Raw genomic sequence first — 25,471 nt, 5'->3', positions numbered from 1 at the left:
CCGGAATCTCTGACACCTCAGCGCGACTCCGTCGCCATATCGGTAACCGGGGCGGCCATGGTGTGGCGCTGAACCATGGGCGGCAGCAGCCGGCTCAGGGTGTCGCTGATGTAGCTGAGAAACAGCGAGCCCATGCTCTGGTCAAAATAACCCGGCTGGCAGCTGCCAACGGCAAACACGCCCACCAGTTCATCATGACGCAGGGGCACCAGGGCGACAGAAGCAATCGCCTCTTCCCGGTCCGGAAACAGGAACTCCCGTTCGCTCTCGCGGAACTGGCCACACACCGCCCGCTCGCCTTCAAGCAGGCTGCCCAGTCGTTCACGGGCCACCGAAGGGCTCACCACATGGAGGGCACCCTGGGAGGCCTCCGGTAGCTCAGCGTCGGTAAACAGGAGCACCGAGGCCGCGTCGAGGCCGAAATCGCCACGGATACTGTCATCAATGGCTGAGGCCATATCGTTGAGGGTCCGCGCTTCAATCACCTGCATCAACAGGCGCTTGCTCTTTTCAAACAGGCGATCGTTGTGGCGGGCAATGGACACCAGCTCCACCAGCTCCCTGCGCAGCGTGTCCCGCTGCTCGCGGAACAGGTGCACCTGGCGTTCGACCAGGGAAATGGCGCGACCGCTGTCGTGGGGCAGAGTCAGACTGCGCAGCAGTTCGTCCTGGTCGACAAAGAAATCGGGGTTGGCCCGCAAGTACTCCGCCACCTCTTTCTGGGTGAGGTCACCGGCCTTCTGGCGGGCCGTTTGTTCTGTCATGGTGAACTCCTGGCTGTCAGGATCGTTGTTTGTGGGGGCGGCCACTGCCCTTTCGGCGGCGACTGCCAGAATCAGCTGGCAGCCTTAACTGCCCTTCAAATACGCTGGTTGCAGGCCCTTCCATCATAACAGGGGTCCCGTCACCCTGCCATTCAATGACCAGTTTGCCGCCGCGCAACTCCACTTCAACCCGATAATCCAGCAGGCCACGCAAACAGCCAGCGACCACGGCGGCACAGGCTCCGCTGCCGCAGGCCAGGGTTTCGCCGGCGCCTCGTTCGAACACCCGGAGGCGGGCGTGGCTGCGATCCAGTATCTGCAGGAAGCCGATGTTGGCCCGGGCCGGGAAGCGGGGGTGGCGCTCCAGCTTCGGCCCCAGGGTGTCCACGGGCGCTGTGTCTACGTCCTCCACCACCAGCACGCCGTGGGGATTGCCCATGGACACAGCGCTGAGCTCCACGGTCTGGCCGTCCACATCCACGGTGTACACGTCCTTGCGACGGTCTGCAGCAAACGGAATGGCCGGCGGATTCAGCTCAGGCACCCCCATATTGACCATGACCATGCCATCCCGGCCAACGCGCAGCTCGATCACACCCTTGGCGGTCTGGACCCGTATCACCTTTTTATTGGTCAGGTGCTGGTCCCGGACAAACCGGGCGAAACAACGGGCGCCATTGCCGCACTGTTCCACCTCGGAACCGTCCGCGTTGAAAATACGGTAGCGGAAATCCACGTCGGGCAAACCCGGCGGCTCCACCACCAGCAACTGGTCAAACCCGATACCGAAATTCCGGTTGGCCAGATCCCGGATCGTGTCCGGGCGCAGCCGGAACGGCTGGCTGATGGCATCCACAACCATGAAATCGTTACCCAGCCCGTGCATCTTGGTGAACCGAAGTAAGGGGCCCTGGCTCCGGCGCTGCTGGTTCATCTCCTCGCCTCCGCTCATTCCGGAAGGCAGCTCTCGGGCGCGAGCTGGTCTTCAAGGGTTTCGCGGCGCCGGACCACATGCACCTGCTCGCCATCGACCATCAGTTCCGGGGGCCGGTTGCGGGTGTTGTAGTTGGAGCTCATGACAAAGCCGTAGGCGCCGGCAGAGCGAACCGCCAGCAGGTCCCCGGACCGAAGGCGAAGGTGACGGTCCTTACCCAGGAAGTCCCCGGTTTCGCAGACTGGCCCAACCAGATCCCAGGCTTTTTCCTCGCCGTCCTGATGCGGCGTGACCGGGATGATCGCCTGCCAGGCACTGTAAAGGGCCGGACGGATCAGATCGTTCATGGCGGCATCGATGATGGCAAAGTTCCGGTGCCCGGTGCATTTCAGGAACTCGACCCTGGTAACCAGGATACCGGCATTGGCGGCAATGGAACGGCCGGGCTCGAGAATCAGCTCCAGCTTCCGGTCACCCAGACGCTCCGCCAGCGCCCGGACATAATCCGACGGCTGCGGTGGCTGCTCCTGATTGTAGGTAACGCCCAGACCGCCCCCCATATCCAGGTGATGGATATGAATACTTCGGTCGGCCAGGGTGTCGATCAGGGCCAGCACCCGGTCCAGGGCATCCAGGAACGGGGAGACGGTGGTGAGCTGGGAGCCAATATGGCAGTCCACGCCCTTGATCTCCAGGTTTGGCAGGCTCGCAGCGCGGGTGTATACGTCCGGCGCTTCGGCGATATCGATTCCGAACTTGTTCTCTTTCAGACCCGTGGAAATGTAGGGATGGGTGCCGGCATCAACATCCGGGTTCACCCGCAGGGAAACCGGCGCCCTGACGCCAAGCTCGCCGGCCACGGCATTCAGTCGGTCCAGCTCGGTATCGGACTCAACGTTGAAACAGCGCACACCCACCTCGAGCGCCCGCTTCATTTCCCATTCCTGCTTGCCAACGCCTGAAAACACCACCTTTGCCGGGTCGCCGCCGGCCCGCAGCACCCGCTCCAGCTCGCCCGCCGAGACAATATCAAAGCCGGCGCCCAGCCGGGCCAGAACATTCAGCACAGCCAGGTTGCTGTTGGCTTTTACCGCATAGCACACCAGATGGGGATGGTCTTTGAGGGCTTCGTCGTAGGCGCGATAATGGCGCTCGAGGGTCGCCCGGGAATAGACGTACGCTGGCGTGCCGAAGCGCCCGGCAATGGCAGAGACAGCCACACCCTCGGCGTAAAGCTCGCCGTTGCGATAGTTGAAATGATCCATGAGTTTCCTGATTCGTTTAACGGGGCGGAAAGGCCGGAGCGTTAGTCACGATTATCTTCATCAGATGCCTCGGCCGCAGCCCGGGCCGAAATATCCTGATTGTCCCGGTACAACGGTCCTTTCTGACCGCATCCACTCGTTGCGATCGCCAGCAACAGCACCATGATCGGAAGAGTCCACGCACGCATACCTGCTACCCCTGAGTTCACTATGGCCGCAGTATACCTGACACCCGCACCGCGCGGCGAGGTCAGCGCCCTCTGGCAAGCTGTCGATTCAGGGAATCCTCAAGCACAGACCGGTAATACAGGTACTGGCTGGTCTGGATATCCTGCTGATAGACCCTGGGGTCAATATCGTGGGGCAGATGGACATCGGTCAGGTACACCGGGTAAACCTCGCCGCTCTGGCGCAGGGAACGGATGTAGTGGGCCACGGCGGGAATCAGCTGGTCGCCGTATTCCTGCACGGTAAATTCCTGCTCGCCACAAAAAATATCAAAGCGCAGCCGGCTGTCCCCTTCGTGAATTCCGACAGCCTGCACCTCAAGCCCGGGCAAGGGCGCACCCGAATCCGATTCCGGCCGGCATTCGGCACGCCAGGCACCGTCGCGCCGGACAATCTCGTAGCATTGCACCCCGGCAACAACGCCGGGCGAATCGGTATGGCGGAGCAATCGCCGTTCAATCAGGTTGTCCAGAAACCGCAACACCGGCACCAGCAGGTGCCGACGGCTGTTCACAGCCTGGTCCCAGCTGAACACCGAGCCAAGTTCATCAACGACCCAGAGCCGCGCCTGTTCCCCCAGAACCCGGAAAAAAACCTGGATATTATCCGGTTCACTGGCCTGACTAACGGCCCGCAGGGCCGGTTCGTCCTGAAGCGCGTAACGATCGAACACCACCGGCAGATAGCGCTCCTGGGGCAGCGCCAGGTGCTCCATCAGGGCATCGAAGCTCTCCAGCGCCACGAAGCCCGGCTCCAGGCCATTGAACTGCAGCAGGAAATAACGGCGATCCATTTCGATGACGTAGCGCAACGGGTGGGGCCCTGCACCGCCGGCGAAGAAGGGCCTCAGGACATCGGCAAACAACTCCTGGACACGGCGGGCAATGGCAGAGCCGTGCCCCCGGTTATGGCAATGCACCAGAATGCCGGGCAATTCGGCTGGGTTGGCCGCCACCGATGCCAGAACGTTTTTCAGGCACTGGATGAGCGTGTCGCCAGCAGCGTAGTGCTGCAGGCTGACTTCGTGCCAGCTGTTGAAGGTGATCTGATCGATGCTGATCACCAGGTTTTCCCGGCCGCCACTGAAGCCGAGGGAATCGTGCCGGGCGCTGAGCTTGTGAAGCCCCTTGTCCGTAAGATGGGCCTGTGGGTCCACGCCAACATTGACCAGCAACAGATTTCTCAGGGGCCGGACACCCCGGGACAGGCTCTCCCGTGGTGCAGGCGCAACCGGGAATGACAGGAACCCGGACAGGGCATCCAGCATCTCCCGCAGCTCGCTCACCGAGGCAATGCTCGTCCCCGCCCGGACATTCAGCCGGGTCGAGCGGGTCAGCAGACCATTGCAGTAACACCAGACCATCAGCTCGGCCAGATTGCCGGAGCGGCGGATAACCGGCTGCCAGAAGGCATCGGCCGGATCTTCCAGGTCCCGGTAAAGCAACCAGCCTTCACCATTGCCACCCTGCTCCGACTGGTGGTGGAAAGCGAGATTCTCCTCCGCCAGCGACGGCGCGAGGCCCGGATTGATCTGTTCAATCTTGCCGGCTTTACGCTGAAACGCCGCGTACAGCTTACGGCCCAACAGGTTGATATCGCTGTCACTGATGGCGGCCCGCTGGCCGTGATCTCTGGCCATTTTTGAGAGCAAGCGGTAGCTGTGGGTAAGCTCGTTCACGATCGTCCGGCGCAGGGTGGTGACATCCTCAGCCCGCCAGCGCTGGCGCTCATCCAGCTCCGCCAGCGTGCTCTCCGGCCAGTCCCAGCGTTCAACCAGCTGCCTCAGCAGACGGGTTCGCCACTGCTCAGAGGACACCTCAGAACGGGTCAGCGGCAGGCCGGCTTTCAGGTACAGGCTGCGGCGAACCAGGTCCAGCCTCGACGCCACCTCCGGCCCGGAGAGCCAGCCCTCCAGTCGGTCATAAAGCATGACATAGGGGTCGAGACTGTCGGCGTCGGTTTCACCCCGGAAGACGGCCCGCTTGAACTCACCGGACAGCAACGCCTGCCCGGCGGTCCGGGCATAGCATTCGATCAACAGCAGCTTGAGAATGGACTTCCAGGGGGCATCAATGCCCTTGTACAGCTGCCAGACCCCGGCACCCAGAAATTCTGCTTCCGGTATCGAGGGGACCGGGCCGAAATCAATGTGCTCCTCGGCCCGTACAAACCGGCAATCCACCAGCTTTCGCATACACTGGTCATAACGGGTTTCCTGGTCGGCCGGTATCAGCCACCACATCGGCCAGGCGCCGCCCAGGTGGATGCTGGTCCGGTAGAACTCGTCCAGCAACAGGAAGTGCTGGGCACTGCCACAGTTCTCCCCCGTCACCTCTGCCCGCTGGCGCCCGGCCCGCCAGTCCGATGCACAGAAAACAAACACATGGAGCTCCACGCCGAAGGATTCGGCCCACCCGGCCAGCTTCTGCGCCTTGCGCTCGAGACAGCGAATACCCCGCTCCGGCAAATCGTTGCGGTGGCAGAGCCAGACATCAAGATCACTGGCAACGGAATGCCCCAAAGTACCGGGGCTCCCCATCAGGAACATGGCGTCCAGATCCGGTTTGCGCTTGCCTTCATCCTTCAGGGAAAAGGTACGGGTCAGCCGCTTCGCCGCATTGATGGTAGCGTCTGGCGGTTTGTAGTGACTCAGGCCGTAAGGGCAGTCGCTATCCAGGTACCCCGGCAAGGCGGGATGATTGAGGTGGAACACCAGTGGCAGAACCTCCAGAACCATCTGCTGGCGGTAGGACAACGCCGAATGGGCACGGTCCCAGCGCTGCTGGTTGACCACGAGAAACCGGTCCCTCAGCCGACGGAGAGTCTTGCGGTCTATACCCTCCTCAAAATCGAGGGCAATCGGGGCAACGTGGGTGCTCAAGGCGGCTCCGGGGAGAGGTTCTTTTCAATGCCAGTATGAGTATGATGGACGCATCGTGGCAAAACCGACAAAAAAATAAAAGCTATAGAACCCCCGAGGCTCACCCGTCGTGAAAGAATTCATCATTCGCCGCTACCGCTCGGAGCAGTCCCCGACACCGGAGCGCCATACGATTGTGCGCATTGACGATGAAGGCAAAGTGCTGCTTGCCGATCATCAGGCCGAAGCCATCCTTGGTTACGACAGCAGTGAACTGGAAGGCCAGCCGGTACACCGGATTCTGGCATCCCGCCAGGACGACCCCTTCGCGCCGGCCAACCGACACCGGATTGAACGTGGCCAGAGCGTTCTGGTGACATTCAGGCACAAGGAAGGTTTCTTTTACACAGCCTGCCTGAGCCTGCGCGTCGACATGCGTGATTCCGACAAGGCCGCCAGCGCCACCATAACCCTTTGCGACAGTTCAACCAGGGACTCACGGCTGCTGCGCTCGGCGGAGAGCAGTGCCAGTTTCGGGGTCTGGGAGCTCCACACCAGAACCAACGAGATGACCTGGACGGAGGGTATGTTCCGGCTCCTTGAGCTCAGACCCGGCAGTGAGATCACCCCGGAACAGGCCCTGTTCTACTGCCAGACCGGACAGGCACGGGTCAGGGCCATGTTCCGGCGCTGCATACGGACCGGCGAACGCTTTTCCCTCGATCTCGACATTCTTACCTCCAGGCAGAACCCGCGCCGGGTCACCCTGAATTGCCAGGCACTCAAGCAGGGGGGCCGGATTCACAGGCTCGGCGGAACGCTGGTGGACCGGACTGCCGAAATGCAGCGCGAAAGCGCCCGCCAGAATGCGCGACAGCTGCTGGCAGCGACTACCCGGGCCACTCCGGATCTTGTGGTTGCAGTGGACGCATCGTTCAACCTGCTGCATTTCAATGACGCCTGGGCCAGCCAGTTCGCGGAAACGTTTGGCGTGAATCCCGGGCACGGCGATAACCTGAGCGAACTTCTGCAGGAATTTCCGAATGAACGCAGGCTGATGGAGCGCCTCTGGCATCGTGCCTTTGAGCGGGACGGCTTCGTTGTTGAGATGCCCATGGCCCAGCAGTCCCGGGAGCTGCCGGTGCATGAGTTCCACTACCAGCGCCTGACCAACGAACTTGGCGAAGTGACCGGCGCTGTCCATGTGGCAAGGCGCATCGGGAACCGCATCAACCACGCCTCAAATGGCGACCACCGGATCCGGCACGATCCGGTCACCGGCCTGATGAACCGCAAGGAATTCATCGCCCGGATGCTCCGGACTCTGGAACAGAAAGCCCACCGGAATTCCTGTGACAGCCTGCTGTATCTGGATCTTGATGACTTTGAACGCTTCAACGATTTGGCCGGCAGCGGTACCTGTGACCGCTACCTGCGGGAGCTGGCCGGCAATCTCGGCGTGCGGGTGCATCAGCGTGACGCCCTGGCACGACTGGCCGGAGACACTTTCGCCCTGCTGATCGAGAACTGCCCGGAGGCCCGGGCCCGGAAAATTGCCCAGGAAACCCTGGACCTGATCGGGGAACTGGTCTTCGAATGGCAGGGCCACAAGCTTCAGACCACAGCCTCCGGCGGCCTCCTGATCATGGACAGCGACATACCGGGCGATCCGGAACAACTGCTCAGCCAGGCCGCGGACCTTTGCCACACCGCCAAAACCTCGGGCCGAAACCGGGTCCATGCCGCCAGAGCAATCACCCAACAGACCGACGATTCAACCGCCAGCCGACGAGTGGAGCAGATACGCGAGGCGTTGGACGGCGGTCACCTGATTCTCGAATATCAAGCCATGCGACCGGTGGCCAGCCCCACCTGGGGCGATCATATTGAAATCCTGTGCCGGATCCCGGCAACATCGGATGGCGGGACCATGCTCAGGCCCGACAACTTCCTGCCTGTCGCGGAACGTTTTGATCTGGCCAAACGCCTGGACCGCCAGGTGATTTGCCAAACTCTGGACTGGTTAGGCAACCAGCCGCTGCTGGAACCCCGACTGAAATACTGCGGCTTTAACCTGTCGCTGGCCAGTGTACTGGATGACACCTTCCCGGATTTTATGGCCCGGGCTGTGAGCGAATCGCCGTTTGCCCCCAACTGCTTTTGCCTGGAAATTCGCGAAGCTCATGCAACCCAATACCCGGACGATGTGGCCGTGCTTTGCGACGCCCTGCATCGGGCGGGCTGTCGGGTGGCTCTGGACGGCGCCGGCGCTTCGGTGGAAAGTTACAGCCTGGCGGCGAAATTGCCCGTGGACATTATCAAGCTGGATCGGCGGATGGTGCAGCAGCTGGAAGAGGATCCGGTGCAGCAGGTGATGCTCGAAGCCCTGCACCGGATTGCCGAGGCCGCCGGCAAGGTCACCGTGGCCACATTTATCGAGAGCGACGATGCCCTCCGGAAAGTCAGGACCCTCGGCATCCATTATGGCCAGGGCTACCGCCTGTTCCGCCCGCAACCTCTGGAACAGCTAACGCCGGCAGCGGTTGATCTGGCCACGGGACGGATTGGCGGCTAGGCTAACGGCCCCACCCGTGGCCGGCAGGTGCGGCTCAGCCCAGTTGGCTGCGCGCCCGGCCAACGGCCGCACGAACCTGATCCGGCGCCGTACCGCCCAGGTGATTGCGGGCCTGAACCGACCCTTCCAGGGTAAGCACATCAAACACATCGGCCCCGATACGGTCGGAGAACTGCTGCAGTTCTTCCAGGGTCATGTCAGACAGGTCACGGCCTTCAGCCACGCCGAACGCCACCGACTTACCCACGATTTCGTGAGCGTCCCGGAAAGGCACACCTTTTTTCACCAGGTAATCCGCCAGGTCGGTGGCGGTGGAGAAACCGCGCTTGGCCGCCACCCGCATGTTATCGGCCTTGGAACGAATGGCCGGAATCATGTCGGCGTAGGCCTTCAGACAACCCTTGATGGTATCCACGGTGTCGAACAGAGGCTCCTTGTCTTCCTGATTATCCTTGTTGTAGGCCAACGGCTGGCTTTTCATCAGGGTCAGCAGGCTGATCAGGTGGCCATTGACGCGGCCGGTCTTGCCCCGGACCAGCTCCGGAACGTCCGGATTTTTCTTCTGGGGCATGATGGACGAGCCGGTACAGAACCGGTCCGGCAGATCAATGAAATCGAACTGGGCGGAGGTCCAGAGCACCAGCTCCTCGCTGAACCGAGAAAGATGGGTCATCAGCAAGGCGGCAAAACTGCAGAATTCGATGGCGAAATCCCGGTCGCTGACCGAATCCAGGGAGTTTTCCGTCGGCCGGTCAAAACCCAGCAGCGTCGCGGTCAGGGTACGGTCAATGGGGTAGGTGGTACCGGCCAGAGCCGCCGCGCCCAGGGGCATCACGTTAACCCGCTTACGACAATCCTGGAGGCGCTCGGCATCCCGCACCAGCATTTCGTACCAGGCCAGCAGATGGTGCCCGAAGGTCACCGGCTGGGCAGTCTGCAAATGGGTGAAACCGGGCATGATGGTATCCGCCTCGCGCTCGGCCAGGTCGAGCAATCCCGATTGCAGGCGCCGTAATTCCTCGGCAATCACATCGATCTCGTCCCGCAGGTACAGACGGATATCGGTGGCCACCTGGTCGTTTCGGCTTCGGCCGGTATGGAGCTTCTTGCCAGTGATGCCGATACGGTCGGTCAGGCGCGCTTCGATATTCATGTGCACGTCTTCAAGACTGACCGACCACTGGAAATTGCCGGCCTCGATATCCGCCTTGACGCCCTTCAGGCCCTCAATGATCTGGTCCCGCTCTTCGTTGGTGAGCACGCCAACTTCCGCCAGCATGGTGGCGTGGGCAATGGAACCGGTAATGTCATGGTGGTACAGGCGCTGGTCAAAACCCACGGATGCGGTAAATTTCTCGACAAAGGCATCGGTAGGTTCACTGAAGCGTCCGCCCCAGGGTTTTTCGGAACTTGTGGTCTGGTCAGACTTTTTCTGATCCGTCATGGATTTAGTACTCCAGTTGCATGTGAATAGTCGGCGACCGCTTGATATTATTAGAAATTATGAAAATGACAGTTTACGCGACTTTTAGCGTGTGCTTGTCTACATTGTAACGTTTCAGGATTCCAGAATCGCTCTAAATATCAGTGCACTCCTGGGCCTCAACATCACTTCGGCTGCTCTTTGTACTTTGCCGGATAAATGGTGACCTTTTTTCTGGCCCAGATATGGAAAATGGCCTGATGCCAAGAGTTATCCGAGCCATGGTTGCGATTCCGAAACTGCAAAAGCCAGGGGTAAATGCCTGCCAGGAGTCTGCGCTGCAGGAGCCACTTTCTGGCACAATGAACGGAAATTCTTCAGCAGCCGGAAGTCTGATGGGAACCACCTTCCGCCCCTATTCGCCCGACCAGGAATTGCTTCTCCCCCCGGCTTGAACGAATAGCGGCCTGAGGGTCAGCTGGCGACTTTGCTTTGCCCCCCCGCTCTCTGGAAAGGTGTACGAACGCTTACTCTACCGTGACTTTGGGAAGGTTGTGGGCTATGCCCTGGTGACAGTCGATGCAGGTTTTATCGGTAGCCTCGCGATATTCCCGGGAGTGCCTGCGCTGGGCATAGCGGTCCTGCATGCTCAGTGCCATGGCCTCGTAGCTATGGCAGTTGCGGCAGGTGGCCGAGTTGCTTGCTCGCATTCCCGCCCAAACCGATTCCGCCATTTCCCTGCGATGGGCCTCGAACTTTTCAGGCGAGTCAATCTTCCCGGTAATCCATGCGGGGATTTCATTAAACGTCGCTTCTGTCTTGCGAACGACCTTACCCCACCAGTCCTTCGGCACATGGCAGTCGGAGCAGACCGCGCGAACACCACTCTGGTTAGAGAAATGGGCGCTTTGCTTATACTCCGGATAAACAAACGCGCTCATTTCATGACATGAAGTACAGAATTCCAGGGAGCTCATTTTCTCCATGGTGACATTGAGCCCGCCAAGCAGAATCGCTCCCGTGACCAGCATCAAAAAACCACCCGCAGGAATCCAGAGGAGGTATTTCGTTTTCGGCCACTGCCAGAGACGATGCCACCAGCCCTTTTTTTCCGAACCCTGATCTTCCCCCGCTCCCATCGCCCTGCTCCTGTAGACTGATGCTCTCCGTCGTGGCCCGGAACACGTTCCTGTCCGCCTATTTCTTACCCTCTCTGGCGTAGTATTCTGCTAACGCCTGAATATCTTTTTCGCTCAGGGCAGTGGTTGCAGGTTGCATCTTCTCCGGCTGCCAGCGGTCACCGTTCTTGTAATCCTGCAGGGTACTGATCAGATAGCCCTTCCATTGACCTGCCAGAATGCCCGCATCATCCAGCACCAGGCTGCCGCCGTCGGAATGGCACTTTTCGCAGCTCTGTTGGTGGATTTGCGCCCCCATGCTCGCGAGATCTTCATCGACTTTCTGATCCGCACTCTCGAAAGGCTGATCGGCGAAATAGGCTGCAAGCTCAGTGAACTCTTTCTCGGTTAACTGTTTTGCCAGGTCACAATGACTCTCGGCAATACCTTTATGCGCCTCCTCTGCAAATTCTTCCGTGCCACAGGGACGGGCCCCCTCCTTGAAAATAAACATCTGATTTTCGAGAAAGAAGGCAGAAGCACCGGCAATGATGGGAACGTCTTCGTCATCGCTGATGCCATTCTTGTTATGGCAGCTGGCACAGTCTTCGGCTGCTGACGGAACCCCGGCAAAAACACCAGCGCTCACCGCAAGAGCGGCCAGGGTAGCAGGGATAAGAGAAGTGGTAGAACGCATGGCGAGCTCCTTTTTCGGGTGGGTTCCGTCGTGCCTTTAGCCTGCTCGCGCGCCCCGAGCAATTCGATTACTAGCAGCCTTAAGTCCGACAGGCTGCTGGCATTTCAAGTCAATTACTACCATCTTAAGTGTTGAACCAACTTTGACGCAGATCAATTACCAACCAGCTTTCCAGAACACACTGTGCGACGGTCTGATCGGATGAACTATTTTTAATCACGTAGACTCCAGTCAACGAAAAGCTGGGGATCTACCTGGCGGCATTAGTCATAGTGTAAAAGAATGAAATTGACCACCAGGCCCGGTGGCATTTCGAACAGGGAGGCAATGAGCATGGACAAGGTAACAAAAACTCATAAACCTTGCGTGCCGATCAACCAGTCGTTCCGCACCCAGTCGTTCCGCATCATCGCACGGACTGGGGGATTGATCTGGGGGTTCATCGTTCTTCTCGTCCTTGCCGGTTGCGAGGGGGATACCGGTGATCGGGGCCCGTCAGGACCTCCCGGCACCTCCGCCCCCCCCGGATCCTTTAATCAGGTTCCCGAAGAACTCCAGATTCGTATAACCGATGTCACCATCAATAGCGCCCCTGTCGTAAAATTTGAAGCCACAGACCAGTTCGGATTTCCGTTTGACCAGTTAACCCAGGGACAACCGTCTTTTACAATTGCCAAGCTTGTCCCGGGCACGGAGGGCGACAGCGACCGCTGGCAAAGCTATCTGAATGAAATAGAACCAGCCGGTGCTGGCCCGGGAACCCAGGACGCCGTTCAGGCCCGAACAGAAAATGACGGCACCCTGGTCAACAATGGCGACGGCACCTACGAATATACATTTGCCGCTGACCTGGATTCCATTACTGATCCTGTCACAGTACCTTTTGAACCGGATTTGACGCACCGCGTAGGGCTCGAAATCCGGGGAAGCTTTCTCGGTGAATCCCTGCCATTAACCAATGCGGTTTTCACATTTCAGCCATCCAGCGGGCTGACTGACAACATACCCATGCGGAAAATTGTCGCTCAGGCGTCCTGTAATTCCTGCCACGGAGAATTGAGCATCCACGGTAATGGCCGCCAGGACGTGGATCTTTGTGTGACCTGCCATAATCCGGGAAGCACGGACGCCAACAGTGGCAACAACCTGGATTTTCGGGTCCTGATCCACAAAATCCACATGGGTGAGCAGTTGCCAAGCGTTGAAAGCGGCGGGGAATATGTCATTTACGGGTTCCGTGATTCCAGAAATGACTATTCCGATGTCGCTTTCCCGCAAAGCCCGCAGACCTGCGTGAAATGCCACGACCCCGCCAGCAACGAAACACCGGACGCCACCAATATCGTCACCCGTCCGACCATTGCGTCCTGTGGCTCCTGCCATGACGACGTGGACTTCAGCGCGGGCATGGCGGGTGGCCATCCCGGAGGCATTGTCACAGACAACAGCGAATGCTCGGTTTGCCACGCAGAGAACAAGATTGCCGGATCGGTACTGGACTCTCACACCATTCCAGCCAGCCTTGCTGCCGGGCAATTCAGCTACAACATTATCGAAGTCAGCAATACAGGGCCGGCTGAGCAGCCAGACATCCGTTTTTCAGTGACAGACCCAACCAACAACGACCAGCCTTTTGATCTGAAGAATAATCCGGAATTCACCAGCAGCGAGAGCCGGCTGGCAGTGATTCTTGCATGGGACACCAGTGACTACACCAACTCGGGAAGCGGAGTTGCGCCCGCCAAGGTCGTTTCAATTGATGCTCTTGCTGGCTCTACAGCCAACGGCGATGGCACATTCAGTGTGGTCTCTCCCGTTGCCATACCGGCAAACGTGAGCGGTTCAGGCGCGGTGGGCATTGAAGGCCACCCGGCCGTGGACCCCGATGGTGACGGCACCTTTGACGTGGCGGTCAAGGTGACCGGTGCCGTGGCCTTTTTTCCGATCACGGATAGCCAGGCCCAGGCTCGCCGGGACGTTGTTGAGTTGGCCAGGTGCCAGAACTGTCACGGTGAGAATGATGGGCTCTCGCTGCACGGCTCGAACCGGACAGATAATGTCCAACTGTGCGTCATGTGCCATAACCCTCGCGCCACCGACCTTGCGCAGCGCCCGGCAGACCCGGATGGCACTGACGACGAGATCAACCAGAATGCGGTGGATAACGCAGAAGAGGCGCCAATTGATTTCAAGTGGATGATCCATGCCATTCATGGTGCTGACAAACGCTCCGGGGATCTGCTTGTCTACGGTTTCCTCAATACCCCCCATGATTTCAGTGAAATACGTTACCCTCGCGAGCCCGGCGACTGCATGGCGTGCCACGCCGATGGCACCTTCGAGTTACCCTTACCAGAGGGGGTGCTCGGAACAACCATCGATACTCAGGCAACGGTCGCCAACGCCTCTCCTTTTGGAACCGATGATTTCATCACGCTTGCAGCCGCGCTCAATCAGGGTGACGACCAGGTCATAACGGCGACGGCAGCGGGCTGCTCTTCCTGTCACGACGATGAGCCTGCACAAAACCACATGGAGCAGAATGGCGGCGGCTTTGGTGTTCCGGCAGGTACAGCCAATCAGGAGAGCTGTTCGGTGTGCCATGGTCCGGGCAGCATTGCCGACGTTCGCGAGGCTCATAATCCCGGCGACTGATCACTGCACTGAAATATCAGCTCTGCAAATAACAACTCTAAAGAGGAACCAAAAGTGATCAGGATCGGCGACCAGAAACAGGGCTACCGTCCGCGCTTGATACTCGCTGGGGTGATTGTGCTGTTTGGCTGGTTTTCCGGTGGCATTGAGGGGATGGCGCAAGACGAAGCGGATTCGACCCCGGAATATACCGAGAAAGGCGCTGAGACTTGCCTGGCCTGCCATGATGAAAGCGGCGAAGTCCCCGTTATGGACATTTTCAAGACCCCTCATGCAGTGCCTGGAGATGCCCGGACCCCTTTTGCAAAAAATCAGTGTGAGTCCTGTCATGGGCCAGGTGCTGATCATGCGAAAAGGCTCCGCTTTAATCAGGAACGCCCTCCGATACCTGCATTTGGCGACAGTGCTCTCTGGTCGGGAGAAAAACAGAATGGCATTTGTCTCGACTGTCACCAGCGAAATCAGCGCATGCACTGGGATGGCGGGCCTCATCAGCGACAGGGCGTGGCTTGCGTCGACTGCCACCAGGTGCATGTCAGTGAGGACCCGGTAACAGTGAGTCGGCAAGAAGCCAATGTCTGCGCTGACTGTCACAGGAATGTCCAGGTTCAGTCCCACCAAATGTCATCGCATCCAATACGTTTCGGTGACATGGCGTGCTCCGACTGCCACCAGCCCCACGGCTCTCTCAATCCGGCCATACTGAAAGAGCCCACACTGAATGACAGTTGCTACAGCTGTCATGCTGAGAAGCGCGGCCCCTTTCTCTGGGAGCATGCGCCTGTTCCCGACGACTGCACAAACTGTCATAGCCCACACGGCTCCAACCACCCTGCACTCTTGAAGCAAAGGCCTCCCCTGTTGTGTCAGAGTTGCCATTCCCGGGCAGGTCACCCCAGCATTTCCCGCACCTCCAACGACTTGCCCGGCGGACGAGCCTCGCCGTTCCTGATTGGTGGAAGTTGTGTGAATTGTCATTCGAAAGTGCATGGTTCCAACCATCCTTCTGGAGCCAACCTGAGCCGTTGACACAGCGGCGGGATATAAGGAGGACAAAGCCATGGTGGCGCCAAGATTACACTGGATCCTGCCTTTTGGGGCCGCACTGATTGTAAGCCCTGCCAGTGTGATGGCTGAAAGCGACAATACGGCTGAAGAATGCGAAGCCTGTGCCTTCGAATGGGAACCAAGAGGTTATGTGGAGGCTGGCATTCTGTGGCTCGAGGAAGATGAACCTGAGTTTACCGACTATCGGGGATTTGATCGGGACGGTCTTTTCCTCAACGGCGCCATAGATGTTATCGATCGCGACGAGGATGGCACCTATTGGTCCCTGCAGGGCCGAAATCTGGGTCTTGGGTCACGGAGCGCGGCAATCCACGCCGGCAAGCAGGGAACAGTAAATTACTTCCTGGACTACCAGGAGTTAAATCACAACTTGTACGACTCTACGAAAACAGCATTTTCCGGGGTCGGCAGCGAGCGTCTGGAACTCTCCGCCAACTGGGTCCGGGGGGATACCACAAAAGACCTGCCCGATCTCGACCTCGCTTTACGGGAGATTGATATTGAGCTGGAGCGACGGACCCTTTCGACCGGCTTACAGTTTTTCCAGGGCGAGAACTGGGATTACGACTTCCAGTATACCGTGGATGAACGTGATGGTACCCGGCTCATGGGTGGGAGCTTCCTGTTACGATCAGCCATTTTGCCAGAGCCGGTGGATGATATTACCCACCGATTCGACCTCTCGGTCGGTTACCTGGCAAAACTCTGGCAACTGCGTCTGGCCTATCACGGCTCGTTTTTTGATAACGATAACAAGTCCCTGACCTGGGACAACCCCTTTGTTGTTCCCGGCGACGCCCCGAGAGGCCGGTCAGCGGCAGCGCCGGACAATCGCTTCAATCGCCTGATGCTTTCCGGGGCGTTCCGTCCCACTCGCTGGTTCAGTGGTTCGGGGCACATTGCGGTGGGCCGTCTTGAGCAGGATGAATCCTTCATTCCCGCAACGATAAATCCAAGCCTGGGCCCTGTCGGGCTCCCACGGCAGGATCTGGATGCCGAAGTGAATACCCTGAATGCTCGCCTTCGGCTGACCGGAAACGCTACCCGTCGGCTGACCCTCAAGGCAGAAGGGTTCTTTGATGAACGGGACAACGACACTCCAGTGGACAGCTATCGGCAGGTTGGCACCGATCTTTTCCTGGCTGAGCTTCGGGAAAACCGCCCTTACAGTTTTGACAAAAGTGGTGGTGAGCTCAGTGCGGATTATCGGCTGACCAACACCACCGACATAAGCGCAGGTTATGGACGGGAGCGGTCCGAGTTTACTTTCCAGGAGGTGGACGCCACAGACACGGATTCCTATTTTGGCGAACTACAAACCCGACCCGGGGAAAGAATCGAGCTCCGAGTGCGCCTGGGGTGGGAAGATCGCGACATAGATGGTGGCTACGATCCGCTCACGATAGCGCCGCCGGAGAATCCACTCTTGCGGAAATTCAATCTTGCTGACCGTGATCGACGTGAAATCAAAATATCGGGCAATTACTACGCGAGTGCGCAGCTCAGCTTCGGACTGAACTCCGTATACGCCAATGATGACTACCGTAACTCCTCCATTGGTCTGACCGAGGCACGCGACACAATGGTGACGCTGGACGCTTCGTATTCTCCCGACCAAAGCCTCAACGCCTATGTCTATTTCACCCACCAGAGCATTGTGTCAGACATAGCCGGAAGTGAAAGCTTTGGACGGCCGGACTGGTTTGCAGAGAATGATGACACGATCAATGCGTTCGGCGGTGGCGTCCAGGCCAGGGAGGTGGTTCCCCACCTCGAACTGGGCGTGGACCTATCCTATACACGGTCAAGGGGGACTATATCGATCGATTCTCGAACATCAGATCAGGAGTTCCCAAAACTGGAAGCTGATCGATTTAGCACTCGAATCTATGGCGAGTATAGCCTTTCCGACCGATGGAGTTATCGCCTTGATTACTGGCTTGAATATTACGACCAGGAGGACTTTTTCATAGACGGCTTAGCTCCAGACACCAGTGATAATGTTCTGACTGCCAACCGGGAAAGCCCGGACTACCTCATCCATGCCGTGGGGATATCCGCAAGATACCGCTTCTGAGCCCGCGAGTTGTTCCGTGTTTTTTCTCAGCTGAGCATCCTGCCAGAGGGGGGGAGTCGTAATGCCTGCAGCATGCGCGCCCACGTAATGGAGCCAAAGGCGCAATGTAGTGGGCGTCGCCGTGCCTGCCCTGTAATACCTGGGTGCCACAACACCGATACTCCGATAGGTAGAGTTAGGGCCTGGCTTTGACCCTTCTGAGGCCGTTTGCTCCGAACACCCTAACAGCATCAGAACGCATAAACTGAGCACAAGGTCTTTCATCTTCATGGCATTTCCCATTGGCTCACTGGCTCTTGTTTGGATGGACAACGCGTCGACCATATTTGGCCGGCTGGAACGGGTAAATCGGCCAGGCATCCTTCACGTACATTTTCAGGTAATGATCGGAATGATGGATATACCGTTGCTTCAGTAGTGCTTTGGACTCTGGGGACATCAGCAATTCATTGCCATGCCACACATGGACAGCAAGGTTCCTGGCGATAGTCATTAATTCCGGTGGCAACACCAGTTGAGGGTTGTCTGTGGGTATAGGGTCAAATGGTACACCGGCATCCACCGCCAACTTGTGCATCAGGTAAAGCGGAATACGCGAATACTCGCCCCGGACTTCTCGATCCAGCCACAGGCGAAGCGTGACATCACCGCCCGGCAAGCCGCGCGGGCGTTCCTGTTCAATCTCCAGCGTGGCAAGCGGGTTCAGTGGCCCAATCCAACCTTCGTTTTTGATCAGCGCACGCTCCTGCAACATGCGGGAAAATTCAAAACTGGCTTCGGGATTACGGCGATCTTTTCCTTTGACGACCAGGGGCGGACGAACTTCGATACGCTCATGAAAACGATCCGGGTAACCACCGCCAATATCTGAATGGGCGCCCGGTAGCACCCACTCGTTGAAATGTTCAGGTAAGTCGCCAGATTCGTTTCGGAGGCTGTTCAGTGAAAAGTTGTGCCTGCACTCATCCCGGGCAACAAATTGCACGGCTCGCTCAACATGCCCCGATTTTACATTAACGCTGATGCGCCCCGCATCGGCATCGTGGGCGGAAAAATCGAGATTATCCAGATCAGCAACCGCAGCAACGGTGTCGAACAACCCCAGAAAACGAACGGTGACCTTGTCCGGCCAGGGAAGCCCCTCCCGCTCGAAGGCCTTGCTCGCCAAGGCCAAGCCCCATACTCGGACCGTCATCAGGCTCACCAAATTTGGTACCGACACCAGGCACATAGGTCGACAGCCTGACTATGGCCTCACCATTCTCACCTTGGGCACCAGCTCGCTGATACAAGTTCTCAAGCTTGGACACATTGGTTTCGGCATTGAGGTAGCTACCCTCCATAATCTGCGACAGTTCGCTGCTGCATTCATCTTCCGAGATGGCCCCGGCAGCATTGGCCGTGAGGCACCCATCCATTTGCTGCTGGTAGGTTTGAGTGTTATTGCGGTTGTTACCGGTGCCATCGAAAAAGATGCCAGCCTCAACCCGGACTTTGGGGCGGCTTTCTTCTTCGGACGAATCATCCGGCGATTCGTCTGGCATGCCTTCATCAATCAATGCGCCGTTCTGAGCGGCACGGCCTTGAGACCTCGTAAGCTGAACTGGCGGAAGCCCGGAATATTCTTGATCCAAGGCATTGCCCAGCACCGGCTGATTGGTAACGTTATCTCTGGCACTAAACATGGTCTATCTTTCCTGCTGACAGCCCGGCATCATCTGGCGGGAACTGGGTACATTCAACGTGGCGGGGGTATACCATTCTGACCCGGGCAAAGGAGACACCCCGTAACGGGGACAAAGGTGTGACAACGAGCGAGTTTTTCGTTCCGGACCTGTGCCGGGTAAGAGCCGTGTTCCTGCTGCTGGTGACCAGCGAACTGCTGGTTCTGGTCCTCGCCATCGTCCAGGCGAACCAGGGCTGGATTGACTGGAACTACTTCGGGCTGCTGTCCCTGTTTGTCCAGTGGACCACCCTCACCAGCGCCGCACTGATCTGCCTCCTACGAACCAGACTCGCCCGGATGTCCGTTCCCGGTGCCACGGCCATTATTGTCGCCATCGTGCTGCTGGATGTACTGGCGTTCAGCCTGTTTGCCGACAGCATCGTGCACCCCCAGGCCGGTGTGGCCGTCTGGCAGGGCATCGCCAAAAAGATGTTGCTGGCTCTGCTGATTGTACTGATGGTACTGCGCTACTTTTATCTGCAACACCAGTGGCAGCAGCAGCGGGAAGCGGAAATGCAGGCCCACCTGGCGTCCCTTCAGGCCCGCATCCAGCCCCACTTCCTGTTTAACAGCATGAACACCATCGCGAGCCTGATCGCCATCAATCCAGACAAAGCCGAAGAAGCGGTGCTGGATCTGTCGGAACTGTTCCGCGCCAGCCTTCGCACCGGCGACCAACTGATTCCCCTGTCCAGGGAGCTGGAACTGTGCCAGCGCTACCTGACCATCGAGGCACTCCGTCTGGGTGACCGGCTGAAGCTCGAATGGCAGATTCAAGCGGGTCTGGAGCAACAGGCGATCCCCCCCCTCACCCTGCAGCCCCTGGTAGAAAACGCCATCTACCACGGTATCCAACCCAGGCCCGAGGGTGGCACAGTGCGAATTGAGGCCGAGGCCAAAGGCGACTTCGTCTACTTGCTGGTGCAGAATCCGAAACCAGGGCAGAGCACCCATCAGCATGACGGTAACCGCATGGCGCTGGCCAACATCAAGTCCCGGCTCCAGGCGCTGTTCGGGGAACCGGCCGTGCTCAAACACAGCCATCATAACGATGTGTATACCGTGACACTGCGACTGCCTCGCCAGAACGCCAGCGAACAGAAAATCCCCGGAAAGGGAACCGAGATCCGCCATGAGTGATACCCGCAGCGTCCTGATTGCCGATGACGAACCCCTGGCCCGGGAACGTATCCGCCGCCTGGTGGAGGCGCTTTCGGGTTACCGGGTCTGTGGTGAAGCCGCAGACGGCGACGAAACCCTGAAACAGGTTGCACAACTGGATCCGGACATTCTGCTGCTGGACATCCGCATGCCCGGCATGGACGGCATGGAAGCGGCCGACCGCCTGAGCCAGTTGTCCAACCCGCCGGCTCTGATTTTCTGCACCGCCTACGACCATTACGCCATACAGGCGTTCGACGTGCAGGCCATTGCCTACCTGCTCAAGCCCGTGCGCAAGGAGACACTGGCTGACGCACTGGCAAGGGCCGGCAGGGTCAACCGGGTGCAACTGCAAACCCTGAATGGCCAGGCCAGCCAGAGTCCTGAACAGCTGGCGGTGCGCACTCACCGCGGTACCGAGCTGATTGACCTGTCTGAAATCCTCTACTGTGAGGCCGACCAGAAATACGTCACCATCCACCATAGCCGGGGTGAAACCGTCTGCGACTATACCCTCAAGGATCTGGAAAACAGCTACTCCCGCGTGTTGCTCCGGACCCACCGGCACACTCTTGTGGGCGTGCGTTTCATCCAGGGGCTGAAACGAACATCCGACGGTCAGAACCTGGTTGTACTCCGGGACGGCCAAGGCGAACTCCCGGTCAGCCGCAGGCATGCCGGCAACGTGCGCCAGTGGCTCCAGGAGCACCAGCCGGGCTGAGGTGGCGCCTATTTTAAAGGTGGTACCTACGGGACTTTTTTGTCGTCACAAGGTACCCTTGGCGGACATTTTCCAAACCGACAGTGAGTGTCATGTCCAAACGTACCCTTCGCATTGCAACCCGCAGCAGCGCACTGGCGCTGTGGCAGGCGGAATTTATCAAGGCAGAACTGGAAAGGCTGCACGACAACATCGCCGTGGAGCTGGTCAAGATCAAGACCCAGGGCGACAAGATTCTGGATGTGCCCCTGGCCAAAATCGGCGGCAAGGGCCTGTTTGTCAAAGAACTGGAAGAGGCCATGCTGGACGGCCGCGCAGACCTGGCGGTGCACTCCATGAAAGATGTACCCATGGAATTCCCGGAAGGACTGGGGCTGGTGGCCATCTGTGAGCGGGAAGACCCCACCGACGCCTTTGTCAGCAACCAGTACGAGAACGTTGACGCCCTGCCCGATGGCGCCGTGGTTGGCACCGCCAGCCTGCGCCGGGAATCCCAGCTGCGGGCCTACCGCCCGGACTTGAAGATTCACGTTCTGCGCGGCAACGTCAATACCCGGCTGGCCAAGCTGGATGCCGGTGAGTACGACGCCATCGTATTGGCCAGCTCCGGCCTGAAACGCCTGGGTTTCCATGAGCGCATCCGCTACAGCCTGCCAGACACCGTCTCCCTGCCGGCGGTCGGCCAGGGCGCCCTCGGCATTGAATGCCGGGTTGATGATAACGAGCTGCTGGCCATGCTTGAGCCGCTGAATCACCAGGACACTTCCGATCGCGTCAGGGCCGAGCGGGCCCTGAACCGTCGCCTCGAGGGCGGTTGCCAGGTGCCGATTGCCGCCTACGCACTGCTTGAAGACCAGGACACTCTCTGGCTGCGGGGGCTGGTGGGTGCCGTTGACGGAACCCAGATCTTCCGCGTTGAGGGCCGGGCTCCCCGGGCCGAGGGAGAGCGTCTTGGCCGTGAACTGGCGGAAGATCTGCTGGCCCTGGGTGCCGACAAGGTGCTGGCTGAAATCTATGGCCATAAACCAACCTGAGCCTGATCTGAGCGGCCGGCGGATCCTGGTCTGCCGGCCCGAACCGGAAGCGTCCCGGCTCGCCGGCCGTTTTCGTGCGGCGGGTGCCGATGTGCGCATCCTGCCAGTGATTGACCGGCAACCTCTGCCGGAAACCCCGGAGCGTCGCACCCTCATTCTCAGCCTGGACGAGTACGCCCACATCATTGCGGTCAGCCCTTTCGCCGCCCGTCTTCTGCTGGATGAGGTAGACACCTGGTGGCCTCAGATCCCCATGGGTATCCGCTGGTATGGTGTCGGCGCTGGCACGGCAGCGGTGCTCGCAGAACACGGACTTAACCCCCGAATGCCTCCGGAAGGCTGGACCAGCGAAGCGCTTCTTGCCCTGCCGTCGCTGAACAATCTTCAGGGCGAACGGGTGTTGCTGGCCCGGGGTGAAACCGGCCGCGAGCTGATCCGGGAAACCCTGGAATCCCGGGGCGCCAGGGTCACCCCCCTGCCCCTGTATCGGCGTTTCTGCCCGGACTATACGCCGGAACAGATTCAGGCGACGCTTGAGACCTTCGCTCCGGAGGCCATCATCGTGCTCTCCGGAGAAACCTTGAACAATCTCATCGCACTCAGTGCGAATAGCAGCCATAATCTATACGATAGGTTATTGATTGTTCCCGCAGATCGGGTTGCCGAACAGGCCCGTGAGGCGGGGTTCCGAAATCCGTGTATACCAGGAAGCCTTGCCGATAACGACATCGTGGCTACGGTTGCAACGCAACTCGCCGGCCGGGACGGTGGCTCCGGAAAAGCCAAGTAAGGACGCCCGTGACAGACACAACGAATCAACTACCCGCACCCATTGCCAAGGAACCACCTGAGCGCCAGACACTGTGGCCGGTCTGGCTGGTAGCCCTCATTGCCCTGATTCTTGCTGTTGCCCTGGCACTCTGGAGCTGGCAGCAGTGGAACAACCATCAGGCCGTCATGCAGTCACTGCAGGCCTTGCAGCAGGACACCGCCCAGCTCGAAGATCTTTATGGCGACCGGGGCAGCCAGCAGAGTCAGCGCCTGCAATCCCTTGAAGAAAAACTGGCGAGCCAGCGCGAGCTGATTGCCACCCAGCAGCGCCAGATCGATCACAACGCCAGGGAGCTTCTGGAAGCCGGTAACCGGAGCCGTACCGACTGGTTGCTGGCCGAGGCGGAATACCTGCTGCGGATCGCCAACCAGCGGCTGATGATCGAAAAAGACATCCGTGGTGCCCTGTCGGCACTGGAAGCGGCCGACGAAGTGCTGAACGAGTCTGACGATATCGGCGTCTATCCGGTGCGCCAGCAGCTTGCCCGTGAGGTCCTGGCGCTCAAGGGGCTGACCGGTGTCGACCGGACCGGTCTCTACCTGAAGCTCGAAGCCGCCATCGGCAGCATTAGTCAACTGACCGACCAGGCCCTGATCAGCGAGAGCGCACCAGGCTTCTTCACCGGTTCAGATACCTCAGTGGAGGCCGACACCGGCGGCGAACCCGGCCCGATGCTTCAGGCCTGGAACAAGGTCAAAGCAACCCTGATGCAGGTCGTCGTTGTCCGCCGCCTGGACGAGCCGGTGAAACCCCTTCTCTCGCCCGACCAGAGCGCCTACGCCCGGCTCAATCTCCAGCTGATGCTGGAAGAAGCGGAAATGGCGGTCCTGCGGGGCAACCAGTCTCTGTACGAGCGGGCACTGACCAAGGCCCGCACAACCATCGACGACTGGTACGATGCCAGCAATCCCCGGATCACCGCACTCACCGACACCCTGGCCGAGCTGGCCCAGAGAAACGTGGATCCCGAACTGCCGGATATCAGCCAGTCCCTGGCCCTGCTCAAGGAACGGCTGGCCGGCCGCCTCAATGCCAGCAATGGTGATGGCGGGGACAACGCCAGCCAGGCTGATGGGGGCGGTGATTCATGATTCGCCTGCTACTGATTATCCTGCTTGCGCTATTGATTGGCACCGGGCTTTCCCTGGGACTACAGTATGATCTGGGCTATATCAGGATCAGCCTGGGTCACTACCTGGTCGAAACCAACTTCTGGGTGGGGCTGGGCCTTCTGGTAGCCGTTGTTGTCCTGACCGTATTGATCATCAACGTCGCCCGCCGGCTCGGGAAAAGTACCGGACTGGTCGCCGGCTGGATTGCCCGGAGCAATGAACGCAGGGCACGCCGCCGGACGACCCAGGGCCTGCTGGCTCTGGCGGAGGGTAACTGGCCCAGGGCCCGCAAATTACTGACCGCCTCGGCCGGCCATGCGGACACCCCGCTGATCAATTATCTGGCGGCCGCCCAGGCGGCGTTCGAATCCGGTGATCATGAAGCGGTGGATAACCTGCTGCGCCAGGCGTTCGACAGCACCCCGGGGTCGGATATGGCCGTCGGCATCACCCAGGCCCAGTTGCAGCTGGCCGGCAACCGCCTTGAGCAGGCCCTGGCCACGCTGGTTCGCCTTCGCAAACAGTCACCTCATCATCCCTTTGTGCTGAAACTGCTGAAAAACACCTACCTGCGCCTGGAAGACTGGCGGGAGCTGTCGAAGCTGGTACCGGAGCTGCGCAAGCGCAGCGTGTTGCCGGAAACGGAACTGAATGATCTGGAACGTCAGGTCTGGCACAACCTCCTGGAGCGTGCCGCGGAAGATTGCCGCCGCCAGCAGAAACAGGACCCGGAGGCATCTCTGGAACCGCTAACCCGGCTTTGGGATGAATTACCCGGCTTCCTCCGTCGCGACGAATATACCATCCGGGATTACGCCCGCCTGCTGGCAGGCCTTGGCGACGAAGTACAGACAGAAACCCTGTTACGCAAGGTGCTGCGCAATCACTGGAGCGACGAGCTGATCAACCTCTACGGCCGGGTGAAGGGTCAGAAGCCCGACGAGCAGTTGTTGTTGGCAGAACAGTGGCTCAAAGACCGGCCGAACAACGCCGAGCTTCTGCTGGCCCTGGGCCGCCTTAGCCTGCGCAATGAGCTGTGGGGCAAGGCCCGGGAATACTTCGAAACCAGCCTGCGGCTGAAACGGAGCCGGGAAGCGCTCGCGGAGCTGAGTCGACTGAATGCCCACATGGGCGAGGAAGAGGTCAGCGTCAAACTGCTGATGCAGGGGCTGGAGAAAGATAACGGACTACCGGATCTGCCGATGCCAAGGGCGTAAACAT

The 25,471-nt window shown here is 59.3% G+C and carries 20 protein-coding genes; 10 read left to right on the top strand and 10 right to left on the bottom strand.

The features are described 5' to 3' along the window. Positions 1-17: 17 nt before the first annotated feature. From D0851_RS14965 to D0851_RS14945, 5 genes are all read right to left on the bottom strand, one after another. Positions 18-764 carry a DUF484 family protein gene (locus tag D0851_RS14965; RefSeq protein WP_117619370.1) on the bottom strand — a complete coding sequence of 249 codons (747 nt, stop codon included), beginning with the start codon at positions 762-764 and terminating at the stop codon, positions 18-20. 16 nt (positions 765-780) lie between these two features. Further along, entirely contained in the window at positions 781-1,698 is a 918-nt protein-coding gene (dapF, locus tag D0851_RS14960; protein WP_117619369.1) for a diaminopimelate epimerase, read from the bottom strand. A gap of 14 nt (positions 1,699-1,712) precedes the next feature. Then, complete coding sequence (gene lysA / locus D0851_RS14955; protein WP_117619368.1) at positions 1,713-2,963, bottom strand: diaminopimelate decarboxylase; 1,251 nt, start codon at positions 2,961-2,963, stop codon at positions 1,713-1,715. A 41-nt stretch (positions 2,964-3,004) separates the two neighbouring features. Then, positions 3,005-3,151 (bottom strand): LPS translocon maturation chaperone LptM, encoded by a 147-nt coding sequence (gene lptM, locus D0851_RS14950; RefSeq protein ID WP_227539315.1) that lies wholly within the window; start codon positions 3,149-3,151, stop codon positions 3,005-3,007. Positions 3,152-3,213: 62 nt separating this feature from the next. Next, positions 3,214-6,072, bottom strand: a complete 2,859-nt coding sequence (locus D0851_RS14945) for a class I adenylate cyclase (protein ID WP_117619367.1) — start codon at positions 6,070-6,072, stop codon at positions 3,214-3,216. A 109-nt stretch (positions 6,073-6,181) separates the two neighbouring features. Between D0851_RS14945 and D0851_RS14940 the strand changes: the two genes are divergently transcribed. Further along, complete coding sequence (locus tag D0851_RS14940; RefSeq protein WP_117619366.1) at positions 6,182-8,626, top strand: EAL domain-containing protein; 2,445 nt, start codon at positions 6,182-6,184, stop codon at positions 8,624-8,626. 34 nt (positions 8,627-8,660) lie between these two features. On the opposite strand, the gene argH is transcribed toward D0851_RS14940, so the two are convergent. The 3 genes from argH to D0851_RS14920 all read right to left on the bottom strand — a co-directional run bounded on the left by argH (position 8,661) and on the right by D0851_RS14920 (position 11,864). Beyond that, positions 8,661-10,070, bottom strand: a complete 1,410-nt coding sequence (argH, locus tag D0851_RS14935; RefSeq protein ID WP_117619365.1) for an argininosuccinate lyase — start codon at positions 10,068-10,070, stop codon at positions 8,661-8,663. A 506-nt stretch (positions 10,071-10,576) separates the two neighbouring features. Continuing rightward, on the bottom strand, positions 10,577-11,188 hold the full coding sequence (locus D0851_RS14925; RefSeq protein WP_117619364.1) for a NapC/NirT family cytochrome c: 612 nt from the start codon (positions 11,186-11,188) through the stop codon (positions 10,577-10,579). 58 nt (positions 11,189-11,246) lie between these two features. Continuing rightward, a complete protein-coding gene (locus tag D0851_RS14920; protein WP_117619363.1) occupies positions 11,247-11,864 on the bottom strand; it encodes a c-type cytochrome in 618 nt (205 codons plus the stop codon). 333 nt (positions 11,865-12,197) lie between these two features. Between D0851_RS14920 and D0851_RS14915 the strand changes: the two genes are divergently transcribed. The 3 genes from D0851_RS14915 (at position 12,198) to D0851_RS14905 (ending at position 17,664) form a co-directional block, all read left to right on the top strand. After that, entirely contained in the window at positions 12,198-14,519 is a 2,322-nt protein-coding gene (locus tag D0851_RS14915; RefSeq protein WP_162893755.1) for an OmcA/MtrC family decaheme c-type cytochrome, read from the top strand. Positions 14,520-14,672: 153 nt separating this feature from the next. Continuing rightward, positions 14,673-15,548: a DmsE family decaheme c-type cytochrome gene (locus tag D0851_RS21115; RefSeq protein ID WP_227539553.1), complete on the top strand. Its 876-nt coding sequence runs from the start codon at positions 14,673-14,675 to the stop codon at positions 15,546-15,548. 31 nt (positions 15,549-15,579) lie between these two features. After that, positions 15,580-17,664: an MtrB/PioB family decaheme-associated outer membrane protein gene (locus tag D0851_RS14905; protein WP_117619360.1), complete on the top strand. Its 2,085-nt coding sequence runs from the start codon at positions 15,580-15,582 to the stop codon at positions 17,662-17,664. A gap of 286 nt (positions 17,665-17,950) precedes the next feature. Here D0851_RS14905 and D0851_RS14900 read toward each other — a convergent pair whose 3' ends face one another. Then, the gene (locus tag D0851_RS14900) at positions 17,951-18,832 is read right to left on the bottom strand and encodes a phospholipase effector Tle1 domain-containing protein (protein ID WP_162893753.1); all 882 of its coding nucleotides are present in this window, start codon (positions 18,830-18,832) and stop codon (positions 17,951-17,953) included. Next, on the bottom strand, positions 18,735-19,349 hold the full coding sequence (locus D0851_RS20240; protein WP_162893752.1) for a hypothetical protein: 615 nt from the start codon (positions 19,347-19,349) through the stop codon (positions 18,735-18,737). Before D0851_RS20240 ends, D0851_RS14900 begins: the two co-directional genes overlap by 98 nt. A 119-nt stretch (positions 19,350-19,468) precedes the next feature. Between D0851_RS20240 and D0851_RS14890 the strand changes: the two genes are divergently transcribed. From D0851_RS14890 to D0851_RS14865, 6 genes are all read left to right on the top strand, one after another. Continuing rightward, positions 19,469-20,530 carry a sensor histidine kinase gene (locus tag D0851_RS14890; RefSeq protein WP_117619357.1) on the top strand — a complete coding sequence of 354 codons (1,062 nt, stop codon included), beginning with the start codon at positions 19,469-19,471 and terminating at the stop codon, positions 20,528-20,530. After that, entirely contained in the window at positions 20,523-21,272 is a 750-nt protein-coding gene (locus tag D0851_RS14885) for a LytR/AlgR family response regulator transcription factor (protein WP_117619356.1), read from the top strand. Before D0851_RS14890 ends, D0851_RS14885 begins: the two co-directional genes overlap by 8 nt. Positions 21,273-21,364: 92 nt before the next feature. Next, a complete protein-coding gene (hemC, locus tag D0851_RS14880; protein WP_117619355.1) occupies positions 21,365-22,306 on the top strand; it encodes a hydroxymethylbilane synthase in 942 nt (313 codons plus the stop codon). After that, positions 22,287-23,096: a uroporphyrinogen-III synthase gene (locus D0851_RS14875; RefSeq protein ID WP_117619354.1), complete on the top strand. Its 810-nt coding sequence runs from the start codon at positions 22,287-22,289 to the stop codon at positions 23,094-23,096. The genes hemC and D0851_RS14875 overlap by 20 nt, the downstream gene beginning before the upstream one ends. Before the next feature lie 8 nt (positions 23,097-23,104). Continuing rightward, positions 23,105-24,229: a uroporphyrinogen-III C-methyltransferase gene (locus tag D0851_RS14870; protein ID WP_117619353.1), complete on the top strand. Its 1,125-nt coding sequence runs from the start codon at positions 23,105-23,107 to the stop codon at positions 24,227-24,229. Further along, the gene (locus tag D0851_RS14865) at positions 24,226-25,467 is read left to right on the top strand and encodes a heme biosynthesis HemY N-terminal domain-containing protein (protein WP_117619352.1); all 1,242 of its coding nucleotides are present in this window, start codon (positions 24,226-24,228) and stop codon (positions 25,465-25,467) included. Before D0851_RS14870 ends, D0851_RS14865 begins: the two co-directional genes overlap by 4 nt. The last annotated feature ends 4 nt before the right edge of the window (positions 25,468-25,471 follow it).

This window comes from Marinobacter sp. Arc7-DN-1 (genome assembly GCF_003441595.1).
Lineage (GTDB): Bacteria > Pseudomonadota > Gammaproteobacteria > Pseudomonadales > Oleiphilaceae > Marinobacter > Marinobacter metalliresistant.
Note: the sequence above shows the minus strand (reverse complement) of the source record. Positions and strands in the feature narration are given on the sequence as shown.